Annotated in this window: 13 protein-coding genes; 4 read left to right on the forward strand and 9 right to left on the reverse strand. The window is 70.6% G+C overall.

Annotation, left to right across the window (positions count from 1 at the left end; all coding sequences use genetic code 11):
• Positions 1 to 166: 166 nt before the first annotated feature.
• Positions 167 to 1,447 carry a cytochrome P450 gene (locus ABH920_RS32005; RefSeq protein ID WP_370352943.1) on the reverse strand — a complete coding sequence of 427 codons (1,281 nt, stop codon included), beginning with the start codon at positions 1,445 to 1,447 and terminating at the stop codon, positions 167 to 169.
• A gap of 203 nt (positions 1,448 to 1,650) precedes the next feature.
• Between ABH920_RS32005 and ABH920_RS32010 the strand changes: the two genes are divergently transcribed.
• The 3 genes from ABH920_RS32010 (at position 1,651) to ABH920_RS32020 (ending at position 4,250) form a co-directional block, all read left to right on the forward strand.
• Positions 1,651 to 1,905: a phosphopantetheine-binding protein gene (locus ABH920_RS32010; protein WP_370352944.1), complete on the forward strand. Its 255-nt coding sequence runs from the start codon at positions 1,651 to 1,653 to the stop codon at positions 1,903 to 1,905.
• Between the two features lie 6 nt (positions 1,906 to 1,911).
• Positions 1,912 to 2,793, forward strand: coding sequence for a phytanoyl-CoA dioxygenase family protein (locus tag ABH920_RS32015; protein ID WP_370352945.1), 882 nt, complete (start codon positions 1,912 to 1,914; stop codon positions 2,791 to 2,793).
• A gap of 332 nt (positions 2,794 to 3,125) precedes the next feature.
• Positions 3,126 to 4,250 carry an acyltransferase family protein gene (locus ABH920_RS32020; RefSeq protein ID WP_370352946.1) on the forward strand — a complete coding sequence of 375 codons (1,125 nt, stop codon included), beginning with the start codon at positions 3,126 to 3,128 and terminating at the stop codon, positions 4,248 to 4,250.
• Between the two features lie 49 nt (positions 4,251 to 4,299).
• Here ABH920_RS32020 and ABH920_RS32025 read toward each other — a convergent pair whose 3' ends face one another.
• The 4 genes from ABH920_RS32025 to ABH920_RS32040 all read right to left on the reverse strand — a co-directional run bounded on the left by ABH920_RS32025 (position 4,300) and on the right by ABH920_RS32040 (position 11,037).
• Positions 4,300 to 5,883, reverse strand: a complete 1,584-nt coding sequence (locus tag ABH920_RS32025) for an MFS transporter (RefSeq protein WP_370352947.1) — start codon at positions 5,881 to 5,883, stop codon at positions 4,300 to 4,302.
• Positions 5,884 to 6,168: 285 nt separating this feature from the next.
• On the reverse strand, positions 6,169 to 6,999 hold the full coding sequence (locus ABH920_RS32030; protein ID WP_370352948.1) for a cyclopropane-fatty-acyl-phospholipid synthase family protein: 831 nt from the start codon (positions 6,997 to 6,999) through the stop codon (positions 6,169 to 6,171).
• Positions 7,000 to 7,099: 100 nt separating this feature from the next.
• Entirely contained in the window at positions 7,100 to 10,171 is a 3,072-nt protein-coding gene (locus tag ABH920_RS32035) for a hypothetical protein (RefSeq protein WP_370352949.1), read from the reverse strand.
• A 146-nt stretch (positions 10,172 to 10,317) separates the two neighbouring features.
• The gene (locus ABH920_RS32040; RefSeq protein WP_370352950.1) at positions 10,318 to 11,037 is read right to left on the reverse strand and encodes an alpha/beta fold hydrolase; all 720 of its coding nucleotides are present in this window, start codon (positions 11,035 to 11,037) and stop codon (positions 10,318 to 10,320) included.
• Between the two features lie 113 nt (positions 11,038 to 11,150).
• On the opposite strand from ABH920_RS32040, the gene ABH920_RS32045 reads away from it, so the two are divergent.
• On the forward strand, positions 11,151 to 11,525 hold the full coding sequence (locus ABH920_RS32045; RefSeq protein WP_370352951.1) for a winged helix-turn-helix transcriptional regulator: 375 nt from the start codon (positions 11,151 to 11,153) through the stop codon (positions 11,523 to 11,525).
• Positions 11,526 to 11,587: 62 nt separating this feature from the next.
• Here the strand turns inward: ABH920_RS32045 and ABH920_RS32050 are convergent, their stop codons facing one another.
• The 4 genes from ABH920_RS32050 to ABH920_RS32065 all read right to left on the reverse strand — a co-directional run bounded on the left by ABH920_RS32050 (position 11,588) and on the right by ABH920_RS32065 (position 18,868).
• Positions 11,588 to 12,877, reverse strand: coding sequence for a glycosyltransferase (locus tag ABH920_RS32050; protein ID WP_370353084.1), 1,290 nt, complete (start codon positions 12,875 to 12,877; stop codon positions 11,588 to 11,590).
• 377 nt (positions 12,878 to 13,254) lie between these two features.
• The gene (locus ABH920_RS32055) at positions 13,255 to 14,058 is read right to left on the reverse strand and encodes an alpha/beta fold hydrolase (protein WP_370352952.1); all 804 of its coding nucleotides are present in this window, start codon (positions 14,056 to 14,058) and stop codon (positions 13,255 to 13,257) included.
• Positions 14,059 to 14,063: 5 nt separating this feature from the next.
• Positions 14,064 to 14,396, reverse strand: coding sequence for a phosphopantetheine-binding protein (locus ABH920_RS32060; RefSeq protein ID WP_370352953.1), 333 nt, complete (start codon positions 14,394 to 14,396; stop codon positions 14,064 to 14,066).
• A complete protein-coding gene (locus tag ABH920_RS32065; protein WP_370353085.1) occupies positions 14,393 to 18,868 on the reverse strand; it encodes a beta-ketoacyl synthase N-terminal-like domain-containing protein in 4,476 nt (1,491 codons plus the stop codon). The genes ABH920_RS32060 and ABH920_RS32065 overlap by 4 nt, the downstream gene beginning before the upstream one ends.
• Between the last annotated feature and the right edge of the window lie 37 nt (positions 18,869 to 18,905).

Below are 18,905 nucleotides of genomic sequence, written 5' to 3' on the forward strand. Positions count from 1 at the left end.
TTAGTCGTGTTCAGCCGCGTCCGTTCGTGCCTGGTCGTGATTAGTGAGCCGACTTCGAGATTCGCCCGCGCGATGATGGCGGTGCGCCCTCGCCCGACCTGCGCGTTGGTGCAGAACTCGATTCACGTGGTGTCGGCGAATCTCGAAGTCGGCTCACTGGCCGTACTCAGAGATGGATCGGCAGCGTGCGGCGGCCGTTCATGATGAACGTGCCCTGCCCGGCCAGCTCGTCCGGCTCCACCGCCAGGCGCAGGTCGGGGAAGCGCGCGAACAGCGCCTCCACGGCGATGCGCACCTCCATCCGGGTCAGCGCCGGGCCGACGCAGCGGTGCACGCCGTGGCCGAACGCCACGTGCCGCTTGTCCGCGCGCAGGGCGTCGAACTCCCCGGCATCGGCCCCGTGCAGCTCCGGGTCGCGGCCGGTCGCGGCGTAGCCGACCACCACCGGGTCGCCCCGGGAGATGGTCACGCCGGCCACCTCGACGTCCTCCGTCGCGAACCGGAACGGCAGGTTCGCGACCGGCGCGTCGGCGCGCAGCGTCTCCTCCACCACGTCCTCCCAGTCCACCTCGCCGCTCGCCGCCAGGGCGCGCTGGCCGGGCTGGACGAGCAGCGCCAGGACGGCGTTGACGATGAGGTTCCGGGCCGGTTCGGCGCCGGTGTTGAACATCAGCTGCGCCAGGCCGACCAGCTCGGCGTCGGCGTCAGGCGCCGCATCGGAGCCGGTATCGGAGCCGGTATCAGAGCCCGCATGGACTCCGGCCACCGGGCATCCGCCGCTCGGCGCCGAAGCCGCGATCAGATCACTGATCAGATCCTCCCCGGGCTCCCGCCGCTTCTCCACGACCAGTGCGGAGATTTTGCCCTGCATCGCCAGGAAATCCGCCCGCGCCTTCTGCGGGTCCGGCTCGACGTACCCCGCGAGGCCCAGGATGCCGTCCGGGTCGCCCTCGGGCACGCCGAGCAGTTCGCCGATGACCCGCGTCGCCACCTGGTGCGCGTACTGCGCCTTGAGGTCGACCGGCTCGCCCGGCTGCTTCGCCGCGTACTCGGCCAGCTCGTCCAGGGCGTGCGCCACGATCCGCTCGACCCGCGGCCGCAGCGCGGCGATCCGCTGCGGGCTGAAGGCGCCGGCGACCAGTTTGCGCTGGCGGTTGTGCTGCTCGCCCTCGTTGGTGGACATGTTGTCCATCCGGGCCCAGGCGATCAGGGGGAAGTCCGGGGCCAGATCGCCCTGAACGTAGGCCGGCCAGTGCTCCCGGGCGTTCTTGGAGAACCGTTCGTCGGCCAGGATCTGCCGGGCGGCGTGGTAGCCGGTCACCGACCAGGCCTCCAGGCCGCCGGGGAGCAGCACCCGGGTGACCGGCCCGCGGGCCCGGAGCCGGGCCGCCTCGCCGTGGATGTCGGTGCCGGCCGGATCGATGACGAACAGCGAATCGTCGTCCACGTCTACCTCCTGTGAGGACGGATCGGTACAGATCCCTCCCATGGTGTGCGGCGGCCGCCGTCACAGGGTTCTTCGACGGTGCCCGGTGGCAGGGCAGTTCAGGAGATGTGTCGCATATGCCGGGGCTGCGAAAGTCGAAATCGATGGCGTCGGGACTCCCCCCAACACCGGAGCACCTCTGACTTCATTTGAGGAGCAGCGACATGACCACTCAGCAGCAGCCGGCCACCGCGGACATCGCCCAGCGGGTCGCCGCGATCTGGACCGACGTCCTGGGGCCGGGCTCCGACCGGGCCGGCGCCACGTTCTTCGAGCTCAACGGACAGTCCATCGCCGCCGTGCGGATCGCCGCGGCGGTCGAGGAGCAACTGGGCGTCACGCTCGACATCGGCGACCTGTTCGAGGACCCGGACCTGGAGACCCTCACCCGGGACATCCTGGCCCGCGTCGAGGGGTGAGCTCTGATGCCCGAACTGACCCACGTCACCCCCGCCGTCCCGCTCGACGACGTCGTCGAGATCCTGGAACGCGACGGCGCGGTCATCGTCGACGACTTCGTCGACGCCGAGACGCTCGCCGCCCTCCAGGCGGACCTCGCCCCCGGCCTGGAAGCGGCCGGCTACAGCGAGAGCGGCTACGACGGCCAGAAGACCAAGCGGCTGTCCAGCCTGTTCCACCGCTCGCCGGGCCCCATGACCGACGTGGTCCTGCAGCCGCAGTTCCTCGGCGCGGCCCGGCGCCTGCTGCAGCAGCCCACGCACATGTGGATCGGCAAGGTCCGGATGGAGGTGACGCCGAGCATCCAGGTCAGCTTCACCCAGGCGATCCGGATCGATCCGGGCCAGGGCCGCCAGCCGCTGCACCGCGACGACGCGATGCACCTGTGGCGCCACCCGGGCCCGCCGTGCCGGCTGCAGCTCATGCTGGCGATGTCCGAGTTCACCGCCGCCAACGGCGCGACCCTGGTCATCCCCGGCAGCCACCGCTGGGACGACGAGCGGGCCCCGGCGTACGCCGAGACCGTCCCGGCCGTCATGGCCACCGGCTCCGCGCTGCTCTGGCCGGGCGCGGTCTACCACGGCGGCGGCGCCAACACCACGGACACCCCGCGCTACAGCCTGTCCGTCGGGCTCGACCTGGGCAACCTGCGGCAGGAGGAGAACCAGTACCTCGCCGTGCCCCGGGAGACCGTGCAGACCCTGCCGGAGGAGGTGCAGCGCCTGCTCGGCTGGGAGCGCTGCCCTCCCGGCCTCGGCCAGGTCGAGACGCAGGACCCGCTGCTGTTGCTGGAGCGGACGCATCAGGAGCTGTCCAGCAGGCCGCGCGGGGCGAATCCGTTGCGGTAGCGGTTTTGGGCGAACGCAGCCGGTGTGCTCTGCGGAAGCAGGCGCACCGGCTGCTTCGTTCACCGGGACCGGAGGCCGCCCGGAGCCACGCACAACCCGGTACCGCCGAACGTGATCGGAACGGCGCATATTCGCCATTGTCCGATCCAGACGCCGAATGTCGATAAGTGCCGATCCCGCATTCTGGAAGATGCCTGCCTGACCCAGCGCCCCCAGACTTGTGGCTCGCTCCCGGCCCCCATTTGACGAAGCGGGCACACATGACAGAGGCAACGGCAAACCGTGCCGCCAGACTCCCCTCCCTGACCGCGCTACGATTCGACGCCGCCTTCATGGTCTTCATCTATCATTCGAACTATTTGGGTGCGTTTCGTAACACAAGGGTGCAGAAGGACTACGGCTTCGTCACCAACAGTGCCGGCGCGGTCGGTGTCTCGTTCTTCTTCGTCCTCAGCGGGTTCGTCCTGACCTGGGTCGCGAAGCCGGCTGACACGAAGGTGCAGTTCTGGCGTCGGCGGTTCCTGAAGATCTTCCCGAACCACGCCGTGATCTGGCTGGTCATGGTCGGCATGCTGGCCGTGTCGGGCACCAGGATCATGGTCGAGCCGGCGGCCGCCAACCTCTTCCTGGTGAACTCCTGGGTTCCGAACATGAACAACCTGCTCTACGCGGTCAACGGGGTCACGTGGTCGCTGTCCGCGGAGATCGTCTTCTACCTGCTGTTCCCGTTCCTGATCCTGGGCATCGCCAGGATCCGGGCCGACCAGCTCTGGTACTGGGCCGTCGGCGTGGCGGCGTTGTCCCTGTCGGTTCCGCTGCTGTCGAAGACCTTCCTGCCCAACGCTCCGATGTTCCCGGGGTACACCGAGTTCTCCTGGCCGCAGATGTGGTTCGCCTACCAGTTCCCGCTGGTGCGCTGCCTGGAGTTCGTCGTCGGCATCCTCTTCGCCCGCATCGTGATCAGCGGACGGTGGGTCCGGATCGGCCTGGGTCCGGCCGCGCTCATCGTGCTCGCGGTGTACGTGTCGTCCCTGTGGCTGCCCCAGCTCTGGGTGTTCGCCGCGCCCTACTCGTTCCCGCTCGGGCTGCTGGTCTCGGCCGCGGCCACGAGCGACATCGCCGGTCGCAGGACCGTGCTGACCCGCCGTCCGGTGGTCTGGCTGGGCGAGATCTCGTATGCGTTCTTCCTGATCCATCTCAACGTGCTGAAGTCCGCGCAGGCGGCGTTCAAGGGGGAGTGGATGGGGTACGGCGACTACGACTCGACATCGTGGAGCACGCCGGTGGCGGTGCTGTTCCTGCTGGGCTGTCTGGCCGTCAGCGTCTTCCTGGCCTGGCTGCTCTACCGGTTCGTGGAGACGCCGATCATGCGGAAGTGGTCCAGGCCCGGTCGCGCCGGCCGGCGCGCGTGGTTCGCGGCGGTGCGGTCAGCGAGGCCGCGACCACGGGCCGAGTGAGCGCGGCGGTCCGTCCGCCACCCGATGCCGGTGGCGGACGGAACCGTTGTCAGGATTCGGTCAAGGTGGCGGGCTCGGCGATCGGATCCGGTTGGCCGGCTGCCTCACCCGCGCCGGCCGCCGCCTGCGCGTCCGGCTTCTGGCGCATCGTGAACCAGGTCAGGACGATCACGACCGCGATGGTCACGATGCCGCACACGGCCACCATGTGCAGCCCGTCGGTGAAGGAGTCGCGGGCCTTGACCAGCAGCGCCTGGGACTGGTCGGCCGGGAGCTTGGCCGCGGCGGCGACCGCGTCCGCCAGGGTCTGGCGGACCCCGGGGACCGTCGAGTGCGCCATGCCGGACTGGTAGAACGCGGCGCCGACGCTGCCGAGCACGGCCAGTCCGAGGTTCGTTCCGAAGTAGTTGCCGGTCTCCGACAGCGACGCCGCCGAGCCCGCCTTCTCCGGCGGCGCCGACCCGACGACCAGGCCGGTGCCGAGCACGAACAGCGGCCCGATGCCCAGGGCCACCAGCCCCACGCTCAGCGACACCACGCTGACGTCGGTGGTGCGCGTCACAGTACTGAGCAGGGCCAGGCCGACGACGCACAGCACGAGTCCGCCGAGAATCGCGGTGCTGGACTGGACCTTCTTCATGAGCGCCGGGGTGACCATGGCCCCGATCGCGATGCCCGCGCCGGTCGGGGCCTGCCACAGCCCGGCCTTGGCCGGGTCCAGCCCGACCACGCTCTGGATGAACTGGCTGGTCAGCAGGCCCGCTCCGGCGAGCGTCCCGGAGCCGATGAGCATGGCCAGCAGCGAGCTGCTGAACCGGACGTTGCGGAACAGGCGCAGGTCCAGCAGCGGGTTGGGCAGCCGCAGCTGACGGAGCGTGAACACGATGCCGAACACCACGCCGACGACGATGCCGATGGCCGGCCCCACCGCCGAGCTTCCGTCGCCGGCCGACAGCTGCTGGATGCCGTAGACCACCGGCAGGATCGAGGCCAGCGACAGCACCACGCTGACCAGGTCCAGCCGATTGGCCTGGGGGCTGCGGTACTCGGGCAGCAGGATCGGCCCGACGATCAGCAGCAGCAGCATGACCGGTGTGCCGAGCAGGAACACCGAGCCCCACCAGAAGTGCTGGAGCAGGATGCCGCCGACGACCGGACCGAGCGCGGTCCCGCCGAACGCACAGAAGGCCCACAGCGAGATCGCCGTGCCCATCTGCTTGGGGTTCCGGAACATGTTGCTGATCAGCGCCAGCGTCGACGGCGACAGCGTGGCGCCGGCGATGCCCAGCAGCGCCCGGGCGATGATCAGCATCAGCGGACTGGTCGAGAACGCCGCGAGCAGCGAGGCGGCGAAGAAGCCGCCCGCGCCGATCATCAGGAGCTTGCGCCGCCCGATCCGGTCGCCGAGCGTGCCCATCGTGATCAGGAACCCGGCGAGCATGAACCCGTAGATGTCCGTGATCCACAGCTGCTGGGTGCCGCTCGCGTGCAGGTCGGCGCTCAGATGGGGCAGTGCCAGGAACAGGCCGCCGATGTCGAAGGAGACAAGCAGCGTGGGCAACGCCAGTGCGGCCAGCCCCAGCCATTCCCGGCGCCCGGCCAACGGGGCCGCGTCCGGAGTCGTGTCACTCATGGTAAATCCTTCCTCGCTCACCACAGTGGGTCGGCACCCCGCGCGTGGCGCCTTCACCTGGTAGTCGGAGCAGATCCGGAGAACCCGACACGTGAGGTGATCCGAGTTCGACGGTCCGTGGTCGGTACGAGCTACGCCCCGACGCGCGAAGCAGGCCGGCGCCCGCGCACTGTGCGGGGTGCGGGCGCCGGCCTGTGGTGGGGGTGGTGTGTGCGGTGCTTGTCGTGTGCGTGGTGCGTGGTGCCTGTGGTGCGTGTCTCGTGCTCGCGGCGCGAGTCGTGCCGGTTAGGAGCGCGGCTTGCCGAACGCCGCGATGGTGTAGCCGATCCGGTTGGCGCTGATCTCGAAGAACCCGGAGAGCCCGCCCTCCAACCCCTCGTACGCCTCGCTTCCGAACCGGTCGACCACGGAATCGCGGACCCCCCGCGCGGCCTCGATGTACTTCGGGCCCATGCCGAAGACCCGCGGACCGCACTCGGTGTACTCCTCGACCACGAAGCCGGCCGCGGTGAACTTCTCGATCCAGCCCGGCAGGGTGAGCAGGTTGTTCAGGCCGAGGGCGGCGAAGAACTCCTCGACCTCGCGCGCGCTCGCCTCGGACGCGACCGTGTAGTCGACCAGCCCGACGCGTCCGCCGGGGCGCAACACACGGTGCAACTCGCGCAGTACCCGCTCCAGATCGGGCGCGTGGATGAGCGACTCCATCGCCAGGACCGCGTCGAACGAGGCGTCGGCGAAGGGCAGCGCCATGTAGTCGGCGCGCTGGTAGCGGACCTGTTCCTGCATCCCCGCCGCGGCCGCCCGGGCCGTCGCGGCGTCCACCTCGGCCTGGCTGACCGTGACGCCGGTGACCTGCGCGCCGGTGGTCTCGGCCACGTCGAGGGCGGGCAGCCCGAGCCCGCAGCCGGCGTCCAGGACCCGGTCTCCGGGCCGGAGGTTGATCGCGTCAGCGACCTTCCGCGTGATGCGCCGCGACGCCTCGCGCAACGGCGTGGTGTCCTCCTCGCCGTACCAGTAGGAAAGGTGCACCTGCCCCTCGTTGAGGAGATTGGTCATCGAGGCCGACTCGTCGTACCGCCGGCCCATTTCGTCGGGTCCGATTACTGTCTTCGCCACGGTCGTCCACTCTCATTCCGGCAATTGCGGACATGTCGGAGTGTCACTCTAGTGCGGTGATTTGCGGGCCTTCTTCTTTGTGATTGCTCGAAATGGGCTGCTATTGCGATTCGCGATGGAGATCGATTTCGTGCGCGGTTTCGGCGACCTCGGGATGGAGTGAGGCGCGTAGTGCCGTGACGACCTCACGCCAGGATTCGCTGGGCGTCCCGGGGCCGGTCCTGGTGTCGATGACCGCGCTCGCGAGCTGTGCGGCGACCAGACCACCGCTCAGGTCGCCGCGGTCGGCCAAGGTTTGTGCGGCAGCCAGCACCCCGGCTGGCGGACGCTCGCCGAGCTCGTGGTTGATCTGCTCCCTCAGCCGCTGCTCGGACACGCCCGCGAGGTAAGGACGGCCCGCCAGCAGGTCGGCGTAGGCGACGAGCCGACTGTCGAGATCGTCGGCCGCCGGGTCCACGAGCGCCAGCGCCAGCCGGACGGCGAACCGCGTGTGCCGGGGCTCGCCGGCCAGCGCCGCGAGGCACCGCTCGACGAGATCCAGCGACCACGGCTCAGGGTTCTGATAGCGGTTCCGGAGGCCGGTGAGGGTCCCGGTCAGCGCCGAGGCGAGCTTGGCCCGGGCCGGATCGTCGGCGAGGCGGCGCAGCACATCCGGGACCCGGTCGGCGCCGGATCCGGTCAGGATCAGGGCCCTGATGAGCTCCGAGGCCAGCTCGGCCTCGTCGGCGTCCGGCCCGAACAGGGTGCCGACGAGCTCGTCGAACCCGCCCCGGTACCACGGCGCCCAGACCCCGAACGCCTTCAGCCCCCGGAACCGGACACCGCCGTCGTCCGAGGCCCGCAGCAGGTTCCGGACCAGCGCCGCATAGGCGGCGCGCGCTTCCGGCGGGTACTGCCGCGGGTGGGGCTGGAAGAGCGTGCGGATCATCAGCTCGCTCATCGCCGGGCCGACGGCGGCGGCGACGGCGTCCAGCGCGCGCGGGTCCTCGGTGGCGTCGCGCAGCACGACGGCGATCGCCACCCGCACGTCGCGGTGCGTATCAGGCTGCTGCCAGGCGCGGAGGAGGACGTCCAAGTGGCCCGGGGTGCGGTTGCGGCGGAGCTGGCGGACGGCCTGCTTGCGCAGCGTGACCTTGCTGTCCGGAGCGAAGAGGGCTGATTCGAGCGCCGGACCGAGGACCGAGGGGCGCACTCGTGCGCAGCACGCGGTCAGGGCCGCGACGGCTTCGGGCGACTGCGGGCCGTTGGCCTCGGCGAGGAGGCGGGGGAGTGCGGCTTCGGGGGATTCGGCGACGGGCGGTTCCGCAGCATGCAGCTCGGCGTTCGGTTGCGCGGCAGGTAGCTCGGCGCTCGGCTGGGCGGCATGCAGCTCGACGCTCGGTTCCGCGGCACGCAGCTCGAGGCTCGGTTGCGCGGCACGCAGCTTGGCGCCCGTCTGCGCGGCATGCAGCTCGGCACTCGGCTGCGCGAGATCTGTTTCCTCGGCAGCGCCTGCATTCTGCGCGGCCTGCTCCGGTGTTCCGCTCGGCATTGCCCTTGTCGCTTCGGCGGGCGTCGTGAGCTCCGGGCAGTTCTCCGCCCGCCGCCCCAGCGCCCGTCGCAGATCCCTGACAACAGCGGCGTCGTCGAGCCACGGCCGCAGCACCGCGACCAGCTCGCGTTCCTGCCCCGGCTGGAGCGCCAGGTCCAGCCGCCAGTAGTCCGGCGGCGCGACGTGACGGTAGCCGTAGCCACGTCGCCGCCTTCCCCGCAGCTGCGGCGGCGGGTTCAGCTCCTCCTCGGTCGGCACCTCCAGCCCCGCCGCGCCGAACCGCGCGACGAGCTGCCGGTGTACGTCCAACGCCCACGCCACCAGACCCGGCGACGTCTGGTGCCGCAGCGTCCGGCGGGCCAGCAGCCGGAGGGTCCGCCGCGCCTGCTCCGACGAGTCGCGCGCGTCCATCGCGGCCGCCGTCAGCCGCTCCAGGACCGGCACCCACTCGTCCCCGAACACCGCGACCGGCAGGCCGACCAGCGACTCGAGGAAGCTGCGGCGCACCGGATCCTGCTCGTTCAGCACGCGCGGGGCCAGCGCCTCGACCTGCCGCAGCACCTCCGCCGCGTTGCCGGTCGCCGCCGCGCAGCGCAGGAGCAGGGACCGCGCAGCCGTCCGCACCGTCGTGGTGCCCGAGGCGGCGGCTTCGGTCAGCACCTCGACCGCTTCGGCGAACGGCAGATACGAGGCCAGCATCAGCTCGATCGCCTCGGCCTGCGACCGGCGCCGGTTCGCGTGCCACTGCGGCTGGTGCCACTCCAGCATTCGCCGCGCCTCGGCCTCGGCCCGCGCTCGCGGCAGCACGTCGAGCAGCGGTTCGGCCCACATCGGCTGGAGCTCCGGCGCGGCTGCGGCGAAGGCGTCGACGAGGGCTTCGCGGCGCGCCGTCGGCAGGTGTCGCAGCACGGCCCACAGCGTGTAGACGTCGCCGTCCACGGAGGCGAGGATTCCGGCGTCGTCCAGGGCGGCGACGGCATCGTAGTGCCGGCGGTTCGTCTTCTTCCGGTCGTCGTGGGACGCCACGGACCAGGCGCGCATCGGGTCGGCTTTCACCAGCGCGGTGACCGCGCGGGAGGGAAGCTGGAGTCCGTAGCGGTTCGGCTGCTTCTCCAGCAGCGCGATCGTCCGGATCGGCAGCGACTCCGCGAGGACGCCGAGAACGGTGCCCCACCGCCGCCAGAACCCGTAGCCGGGCACGCCGAGCGCCGGATCGCCGCTCTCGATGTGCGTCATCACGACGTCCGGATGCCTCCGGGCGAGCGCGGTCCACGAGCCCACCGCGTGCGCCAGCTCCGGCAGCCGCCGCGCTGCCACGTCCGCGGAACACGCGGGCAGCAGCGCCGCGGCCTCGCCGTCGCCCCACTGCCGGCGCACCGACGGCAGCAGGCGGTCGGCCAGCGCGGTGCGGCGCGCGTGGAGGAGGGTTCGGTAGAAGGCTTGACGCAGGTCCAGCGGGGCGTCCGTCAGGACGGCCGCCGCGGCGTCGTCGGTGATGTCGGTGACCGGGAGGGTCCTGACCGCGCGTAGCGCGGCCCGCCTCAGAGCGAGGTCGTCTCCCCGGAGTGCTTGCTCGATCACCGGGAGGTCCCGGTCGATCATGGCCTGGTGCAACGCCTCCCGGCGTTCTCGCTCGATCATGCTCCGACGGTGCCGTCGACCTTTCGCGTGTTCATGATCGCGATGTTTGCAGGTTGGCGGCCTGCGCCGCAACGGGATTGCCGGGCGGCGGGGTGGTTGCCGGGCGGTGGCGCGACGCTCGCGCGGCGATCGGGACTCCCGCGCGGTCAGGCGTGCGCGAGCTTGAGGAACAGTTCGCTGAGCTCGAGCGGCATCGTGATCATGCAGTCGTGCCCGGTCGGCAGCTCCCACACCTGCGCGGGCGTGCCGTTCGGCTGCGTGGCGGCGACGGGTCGGCGGACCACGCCCTCGGGCCTGGCCCCGGTGCAGTGGATGTGCGTGCGCGGGATCGCTTTCACGGCCGGGTTGTCGAGGTGCACCGGCTGCGTCAGGCACAGCACCGGCTGGTCGGAGAGCATCGTGCGCAACCAGGCGACGTCCGCCGGCTCCGTCACGCCGAACAGCCCGAGGGGCGCCGGCTGCTCCGGCATCGGCGGGATCCGCCAGCCCTCGGCGGCCTCGATCATGTACTTGGTCACCGGCAGCACATCGAGCGCACTCTCCCCATCCTCCGGCACCATCGCGTCGAGATAGACCAGGTGCGAGACACGCTCCGGAACTTCGTTGGCCACAGAGGAGATGACCAACCCCGCGTAGCTGTGCCCGACGAGGACCACATCGGTGAGGTCGTGGTCGCGGATCAGCCCGACGACGTCCTCGACGTGCGTCTCGAGCCCCACTTCGGGGCCGAGCAGGTGCGCCTTGTCGCCGTAGCCGGTCAGCGACGGCGCGAACACGCGGTGCCCGGCGTCTTCCAGCAGCGGGACGACCCGCTCCCAGCACTGCCCGCTGTGCCAGGCGCCGTGGACCAAAAGGAAAGTGGACATGGTGGTTACCTTTCGTGCCTCGGTACTCTTTGAGAACCACATCCATGCTGGTGCACGCGAAGCACCACGGGCAACAAGGCACTTTTCAGTGCCTCGGTTCTCTGGAGGTAACCGTGGACACGGCGAATGGCGACGCGTGCCGGACCCGCGTGGTGCTGGAGATCGTCGGCGACAAGTGGTCGCTGCTGGTCGTGCGCAACCTCCGGGACGGCCCGCGCCGCTTCGGCGAGCTCAAGAAGGCCATCGACGGCATCAGCCAACGGATGCTCACCGTCACCCTGCGCAGCCTGGAGCGCGACGGGATCCTGACGCGCACGGTGCGCAACGTCATGCCCCCGCACGTGAGCTACGAGCTGACCCCGATGGGCGTCACGCTGCGCGAGGCCGCCGCGCCGCTGCTGGAGTGGAGCATCGCGCACCTGTCGCAGATCGACGATGCCCGGGCCGACTACGACGCTCGGCCTGACTACGATTCCCCCGCCGACTGACCGGCCATTTCCCCGCTCGGTCTACGACCCTCGCGACCGCTGACCGGCCCTCTCCGCTTCGTCTACGACATCTGCGAAAACTGTCCGGCTCTCTCCACACCTCGGTTCCGCAGGGTCCCCGGCCCATCCGGCGCAAGCATCCCCTCCAAATACCCGGCCGCAGCCTCCGCACCCCCCGCGCTCCGGAACGACTCCCCAACCCGCCCCGCCGCAGCCGCGAACTCCGGCTCCCCCAACACCCGATCCAACGCCGCCCCGATCTGCACCGCGCCCGCGTGCGCAAACCGAATCCGCACCCCCGCCCCAGCCGCCACAACCTGCTGCGCGACCACCGGCTGATCGTCCCGGATCGGCGCGACGACCAACGGCACCCCGTGATACAGCGCCTCGCACACCGTGTTCTGCCCCGCGTGACAGATGGCCGCACTGGCCCGCCGCAGCACCTCCAACTGCGGGACGTGCGGCACCGCCAGCACGTTCTCCGCCACCGCCGCACCGACCGACCCGCCGACCGCCCCCGCCGGATCCGCGACAACGCCGAACAACCCCGGCCGCTCCCCGATCGCCTCCGCACACGCCCGCAGAAACGACGCCCCCGCATCCGAATTCGCGGTCCCGACACCGGCGAACACCAGCCGCCGCCCACCAGGCACCCGATGCCACGGAAAGCTCGGATCCGCCGGCCGCTCCGCAATCGACGGCCCAACGTAGCGCAGCGTTTCGTGCAACGCCCCAACCTCCCCCGACAGCGCAGCGGTGCTGTACGCGAGCACCAGGTGCGGCGAGAACCGCAGGTCGCCATACGTACTCTGATACCGCGCGGAAGCCGCCGTGGTCGGCAACCCACTGCGCACCTCAAGCTCCAGCAGCAACTCCCGAACCCACGCATCAACCTTCGGCATCGCCGCGAGCGGATTCCCCAACTCCGCAGCCGTACTCGCCGAAGTCGCCCACGGCACCCCCCGCCGCATAGCCACCACGGCCCCACCGACAGCCTGCTGGTCGACCACCATGACGTCAGGCTCAAACCCCTCAACCGCCGCCGCCACCCCCGGAATCATCGCCTCCGCAAGCGGAACAAGAAACGTCTCCCACAAGAACTTCAACGCCCCCGGCCCCCGCAACCCCGCCGGCCGCACCACCGCATCACCCGACCCGCCGGCCACACCGCACTCCAACACCCGCGCCCCAGCCCCCGCCAACCGCCGAACCACCCCCGCATGCCCAGCCCAAGCAACCTCATGCCCCCGCGCAACCAGCGCCGCCGCAACCCCCACAAGCGGATTCACATGCCCCACCAACGGCGGCACGACAATCAAAAACCGCCCCGCCCCGCGCGCACCCGAATCGATTCCGTCGACACCTCCCTGCTTCGCGCCGCGCGCCGCCTGCCACGCCGGGCTCGCCGCGCTCGCGCCAGGCCCCGCTCGGCCTTCCATGCTTGCCTCGCCAGCCCCCGCCAGCACCGCCGCGCTGACACCGGAATCCGCCTGCTCTCCTTCACTCGCGCGGCATGTCGCTTGGCCTGCCACGTTCGTGCCGACCGCTGCTTGGCCTGCCATGCTCGTGCCGACCGCCGCATGGTCTGCTGCTTGGCCCGCCGCATGGTCCGCCACACTTGCCGCGCTCGCGCCGGATCCTGCTCCCTTTGCCGCACTCTTGCTGCTGTCGCCCGCCGTCGGGTCTGCCGCGTTCGTGCCAGAGCTGCGCCCAGCCACCTCCATCCCCCTCACGCCGACCCCCGCTCAGCGAGCCGATGCGCCCCCAGCCACCCGAGAATCAAATCCAGCACCCGCGCCGGCGCCTCCACCAGCACCGAGTGCTCCAGGCCCGGCAGCACCACCGGCTCGCAGCGTGGCATCAGGGTCCGCAGAAGCGTGGCCTGCTCCGCCAGGTCGCTCTTCGACCCATACAACGCCAGCGTCGGGCACTCGATGGCCGCGACCTCCGCCTTCGCCAGCACTGTGCTCGCCGGCAGGTCGCGCTCCAGCGTCGTCGCGCCGAGCAGGCGTGCGGCGCGCTTGGCCCGGCGTGCCAGGTCGCGGCCGTAGCGTGCGGTGATCCATGCTGTTGCTTCCCAGGTGCCGAGTTGTGTCGTTGCCTTGTGCAGGTTCGCGGCCATCTTCGTCGACCACGCCGCGGTGGCCGGTTCCGACTCGATGGCGACGATCCCCGCGACGCGCTCCGGGTGCCGCGCCGCGAAGCCGTAGACCACCGTTCCGCCGAAGGAGTTCCCGAGGAAGGAGGCCGTGCTCACGTCGAGCGCGTCGAGCAGCCCGGCCAGGTCCTCGACGAAGTCGTCGACCCGGTATCCGGACGCCGGCTGCTCCGACTTGCCGTGCCCCCGCAGGTCGTACAGCACCACACGGAACCCGGCGTCCCGCAGCGCCTGCGCGACCGTGAAGTAGTAGCTTGCGAGACTGTCGATGAGAATCCCGTGCACGCACACGATGGTCGGTGGATCCACCGACCCGGCACGCGGCAGCAGCACCTCGTAGTTCTGACGAATCCCGTTGGCGACGGCGGCGGGCATTGCGATCAGCCCGCGTCGGTGTCGGCGCCGACGAGTGCCGCGGTGACGTAGGCGACCAGCTGCCCGACCGTCAGCTCGATGATCTCGTCCAGCCCCAGATCGGCGATGAACTCGGCGAGATTCACCCGCTCCCCGTACCGCTCCGCGAGCTTCCCGGCCAGCGCGACGAGATCCACGCTCTCCAGTTCCAAATCGTCGTGGAACCGGCTGTCCCACTCGACCTCGATGTCATCGAGCCCGTACTCGTCCAGGATCGACCGCAGCATGGCGGCAACTGCCGTCAGCACCGCCTCGGCGTCCTCGGCGGGTGCGGGCGGGGTCGTCGTCTCGGTGGTCACGTGTCCCTCTCCTGATGGTTGTCGGCCTCCGGACCCTCGGTCCAGGCGACCACGTACTCTCGTGCGGGTAGATCGTCCGGATTGGCAAGCCGTTCCAGGCGCACGCGGAACCGGCTGCCGTCCACCTCGACCACGGCTTCGGACGCCGTGACATCCACGACCGCGAAACGCCGAGGATTGCCGGCCAAGCCGGTCCCCAACGCCTTCGCGACGGCTTCCTTGGCCGTCCAGAATCGGGCGAACCACAGGTCCTCCCCGCCACCGTCGGCAGCGAGCAGGCGCAGGCGCGCGAATTCGTCCTCTGACAGCGCGAAATCGAGCGTCGCCGGATCCCGCGCGACTACCTGCTCGACATCGATCCCGACCCCCGCACGACCACCGGCAGCCGGCCGTACGATCGCGACGCCCACATCACCGGCATGCGCGATCGACACCGCGAACGACGCCAACGGCGTCCCATGCGTCCCCGTCACGAAGGGCCGCCCGACGCCGTCGTTCCCCACCGTGATCTCGGCCGGGTAGAACTTCCGCGGCCCGCTCTCATCCCAGACCGCCTGCCGAACCGCGTCCTTGACGGCGATCCGCCCCAGCAACCACTGCCGTCGGCCACGAGGCGGCCGCGCCTCGAACAAGTCCCGCTCGGCCGCACCGAGATAACTCCGCATCCGCAGCTGCCGCGACGCCGGATCGGTCCAACGATCGAAGACGGCGAACCAGCCGCCGGCCTCCCGCCGCGCCAGCAGCGCACCACCCGGATCATGCTCAACGGCCTTGGTATCCGGATGACTTCCGAACCGCCGATCAGTCCACCCCGAGATCTCCGCCCACACCCGACCGCCGCTGACGAGCTGAGCGTCCGCGACCACAACCGTGTCCTCAACGCTGCGGATCCGCACATGACAGGACACTGGCTCACGCGGCGTCGGCCCATAGAACGCGATCCGCTTCATCCCCATCGGGAACACCACAGTCCGCTCGGGCAACGTGTCCATGACCCAGTACCCGAGCAACTGACCGACGTTGTCCAAAATGGCGCCCGGAGTGTCCAGCGCGGAAATCAGACCCCGCACATGCCGATCCCCGATCGCTATCAGCTCCCTGACTCCCTGGAACAGGGGGCCATGGAACATCCACCGATCCTCATACAGAGATCGCGCCGCAATGGAAGCCGGACGCTCACCAACCAGATCGACCGGCCACACCTCAGGCGCGCGAGGAAACGCAGTCCCGGTCTCGATCGTCGCGCGCGCGTACCGCCCGAACTCGACCGCGAACTCCGCGAACTCCGCGAACTCCGCGCCCTCACCCGGCCGAACGACGACGTCCACGACAGTCGCCGGCGCGGCCGCGGTCCACTGGTCGAACCGCGCGTCCCGCACCGCGATCACGCCAGGACCCGCAGCATCCATCATGTGCTGAATGACCGTGGTCGCCGGAACGACGGGGAACCGGTCGGTCACATCCGGCCAGTCCGCACGCTGCGGGAAGAAGCAGTGGTCCAGGAGATAAGGCATCGACTCGGTGTCGACCGCGAGCGAGATCCGCCGCTCCCGCGTGCCCACATCCCCAGCCACCGCGGCGCTCGCGCTTGCCGCCGCTTCCCGTCCCTGCGTCCCCACACCCCCGGCTTGCCGCGCAGCCAACACAGCACCCGCGCTAGCCGCCGTCTCCCGCAGGAGCAGCGCGACTTCCGCCGCCACCGGATGCCGCGCCGCAAGCTCGTCGAGCTCCGTCAGTTCCCTGACAACCGGCGTTGGCGCAAGCGCCAAAGCCCTGTCGCCCAAAGAAACAAGCGCCCCGCCGAGATCAAGCTGAACCGAAGCCGAACCCCCACGCCGCGAAGCCGAAGCCTTCCCGCGCTCACCAAAAGCCCCGTCGCGCGTCTCAAACCCCTCAGCCCAAAACGCAGCCGCGACCCTCCGAAGCTGAGCCACCCCGTCCCGCTGCGGCGCATTGGCCGCGATCGCCAAGTGATCCCGCTCCCCGAGCACATCCCCGATCACCGTCGCCAACGCCCCGGTACCCACCTGCACGAACGCCCGCATCCCGGCGCCGTACATGGCCTCGATCGTCTCCCGGAACCGCACCGTCTCCACCAGATGCCTGACGAAAACCCGCCGCACCTCCTCCGCCTCGCGCGGAAACGGCGCAGCCAGCGTCGCCGACCACACCGGCACCGCCGGCGCACGCAGCTCGAAGCCCTCGAAAGCCGCCACAATCGGGCCGAGATACGGTTCGAGCATCGGCGTGTGGAACCCCGACCGGAACGGCAGCACCTGACACAACACGTTCTGCCGGCGAAGCGCCCGCAACAGCGAGTCCATCGTGTCCTCAGGCCCGCACACAACACACTGACTCGGCCCGTTGTCGTGCGACAACTCGACCCCCGGATACTGCGGCAACACCGCCGCGACCCGCGCGGCCCCCGCCCCCACAGCCCCGAAAACCAACCCCGGCACCCGCACCGAATCCGGGTCGAAGCCCGAGACGAAATCGTCCACCGCCGAGCCGGCCAACATCCCCGCACTCACCATCGCGGTCCATTCCCCAACGCTGTGCCCCGCGACCGCCGCCGGCCGAATCCCCACCTCCCGCAGCGCACGCTCCAGAAGCCGACCGACCTCGAACACGCCGAGCCCATGCGAACCGACACTGTCCGCGCTGTGCCCCGCCGACGCTCCCCACGCCGCTCCCAGCACCTCGGCGACGTCATCGACGCGCGGTGCGAAATCGACCTCAAGCCCCGGGAAAACAAAGGCGATCCGCTCGGCGCCGCGCTCGGCGAGCAGCGGACGCCGAGTGAACCACACATCGCCGCGCCCGCGCCACGGCTGCCCATTGGCGATGACGCGCCGCGCCAGCTTGAAGGTCCGCGCCGTGGGGCCGACCATCGCGATCCGGCAATCACCGCTGCCGCGCCGCCACAACGAGACAGGGTCCCGCTCCGACTCCACCGCGTCGAGCATCTCGGCAAGCGTCCCGAGGTCGTCGGCCGCCAGCCGAATCTCCCGCTCAGGCCCCGCACCAGCCGCACCAGCCGTACCAGCCGCAACGCCTGACGCCCGCCGCTGCCGCCTCACCTCCCGCGGCGCCTGCTCCAACACAACATGCGCATTGATCCCCCCGAACCCGAACGCATTCACCCCAGCCCGCCGAGGCACCCCGCTCCCAGCCTCCGGCCACTCCTCGGCCTCGGCCAACGTCCGAAACCGCGTGCTCTTCACATCAGGGTGCGGATCCTCACAATGCAACGTCGGCAGCAGCACTCCGTGATGCACCGCCAGCGCAGCCTTCACCAGACTGGCGATCCCCGCCGCAGGCATCGTGTGCCCGATCATCGACTTCACCGACCCGAGCGCCGGCGCACCGTCCACACCGCCCTCATCAGTCCGCGCCGGACCGAAGACCTCTGCGATAGTCATCAACTCCGCACGATCCCCAGCGTGCGTCGCCGTACCGTGCGCCTCCAGCAACCCGATCGCGTCGGCGGCCAGCGGGTCCAACCCGGCCGCCGCCCATGCCGCCCGCACCGCCCGGATCTGCCCGGCAGGCTCCGGATTCAGCAAGCTCGCAGCCCGTCCATCGCTGGCCACGCCGGTACCGCGGAGCACCGCGTAAATCCGGTCGCCGGCCGCGACCGCGTCCGCCAACCGCTTGAGCACCACCACACCGGTGCCCTCGCCGATCAGGATCCCGTCCGCCCCACGATGGAACGGCCGGATCCGCCCCGTCCGGGAGAGCGCCCCGAGCTGGCTGAACACGCTCCAGAACGTGATGTCGTGGCAGTGGTGCACCCCGCCGGCGAGCATCGCGTCGCAGCGTCCTGACGCCAGCTCGGCCACCGCCTGGTCGACCGCGACCAGCGACGAGGCACACGCCGCGTCCACCGTGTACGCCGGACCGCGCAGGTCCAGCCGGTTCGCGATCCGGGACGCCGCCAGGTTCGGGACCAGCCCGATCGCGGCCTCGGGGCGGTTCGGCCCGAGCGTTTCGGTGAAGGCCGCCTGAACCGCGTCCACCTGCTCCTGCGGCAGCCCGGGTATCAGCTCTCGAAGAGTCCGGACCAACTGATTGGCGGTGCGGACCCGCTGATCCAGACGCACCAGGCCCGGCGTCAGATAGCCCCCGCGCCCCAGCACGACGCCGACCCGGTCCCCGCCCGGCAGCCGCTCCCGACCACCCGCGTCGGCGATGGCCTCGGCCGCCACCCGCAGCGCGATCAGCTGGTCCGGCTCGGCGCCGGCGACCGAGTCCGGCATGACCCCGTACGCGAGCGGGTCGAACTCGGCGAGCTCGTCCACGAAGCCGCCACGGCGCGTGTAGATCCGGTCCGGCCGCGATGGATCCGCCGCGGGGTCGTGGAACTCCGGGTCCCAGCGGTGCGCCGGGACGTCGGTGATGCAGTCGGTGCCGGCGACCAGGTTGCGCCAGTAGGCGTCGAGGTCGCGCGCCCCGGGCAGCAGCACCGCCATCCCGACGACGGCGACCGGCGCCGCGCCCGCCGCCTCG

It is taken from the genome of Catenulispora sp. EB89 (assembly GCF_041261445.1).
Lineage (GTDB): Bacteria > Actinomycetota > Actinomycetes > Streptomycetales > Catenulisporaceae > Catenulispora.

Coding starts and splice junctions, on each gene's coding strand:
- ABH920_RS32040 (WP_370352950.1), bottom strand. CDS start 11,037: ATGTCCACTTTCCTTTTGGTCCACGGCGCCTGGCACAGCGGGCAGTGC.
- ABH920_RS32065 (WP_370353085.1), bottom strand. CDS start 18,868: ATGGCGGTGCTGCTGCCCGGGGCGCGCGACCTCGACGCCTACTGGCGC.
- ABH920_RS32035 (WP_370352949.1), bottom strand. CDS start 10,171: ATGATCGAGCGAGAACGCCGGGAGGCGTTGCACCAGGCCATGATCGAC.
- ABH920_RS32055 (WP_370352952.1), bottom strand. CDS start 14,058: ATGCCCGCCGCCGTCGCCAACGGGATTCGTCAGAACTACGAGGTGCTG.
- ABH920_RS32015 (WP_370352945.1), top strand. CDS start 1,912: ATGCCCGAACTGACCCACGTCACCCCCGCCGTCCCGCTCGACGACGTC.
- ABH920_RS32025 (WP_370352947.1), bottom strand. CDS start 5,883: ATGAGTGACACGACTCCGGACGCGGCCCCGTTGGCCGGGCGCCGGGAA.
- ABH920_RS32020 (WP_370352946.1), top strand. CDS start 3,126: ATGGTCTTCATCTATCATTCGAACTATTTGGGTGCGTTTCGTAACACA.
- ABH920_RS32010 (WP_370352944.1), top strand. CDS start 1,651: ATGACCACTCAGCAGCAGCCGGCCACCGCGGACATCGCCCAGCGGGTC.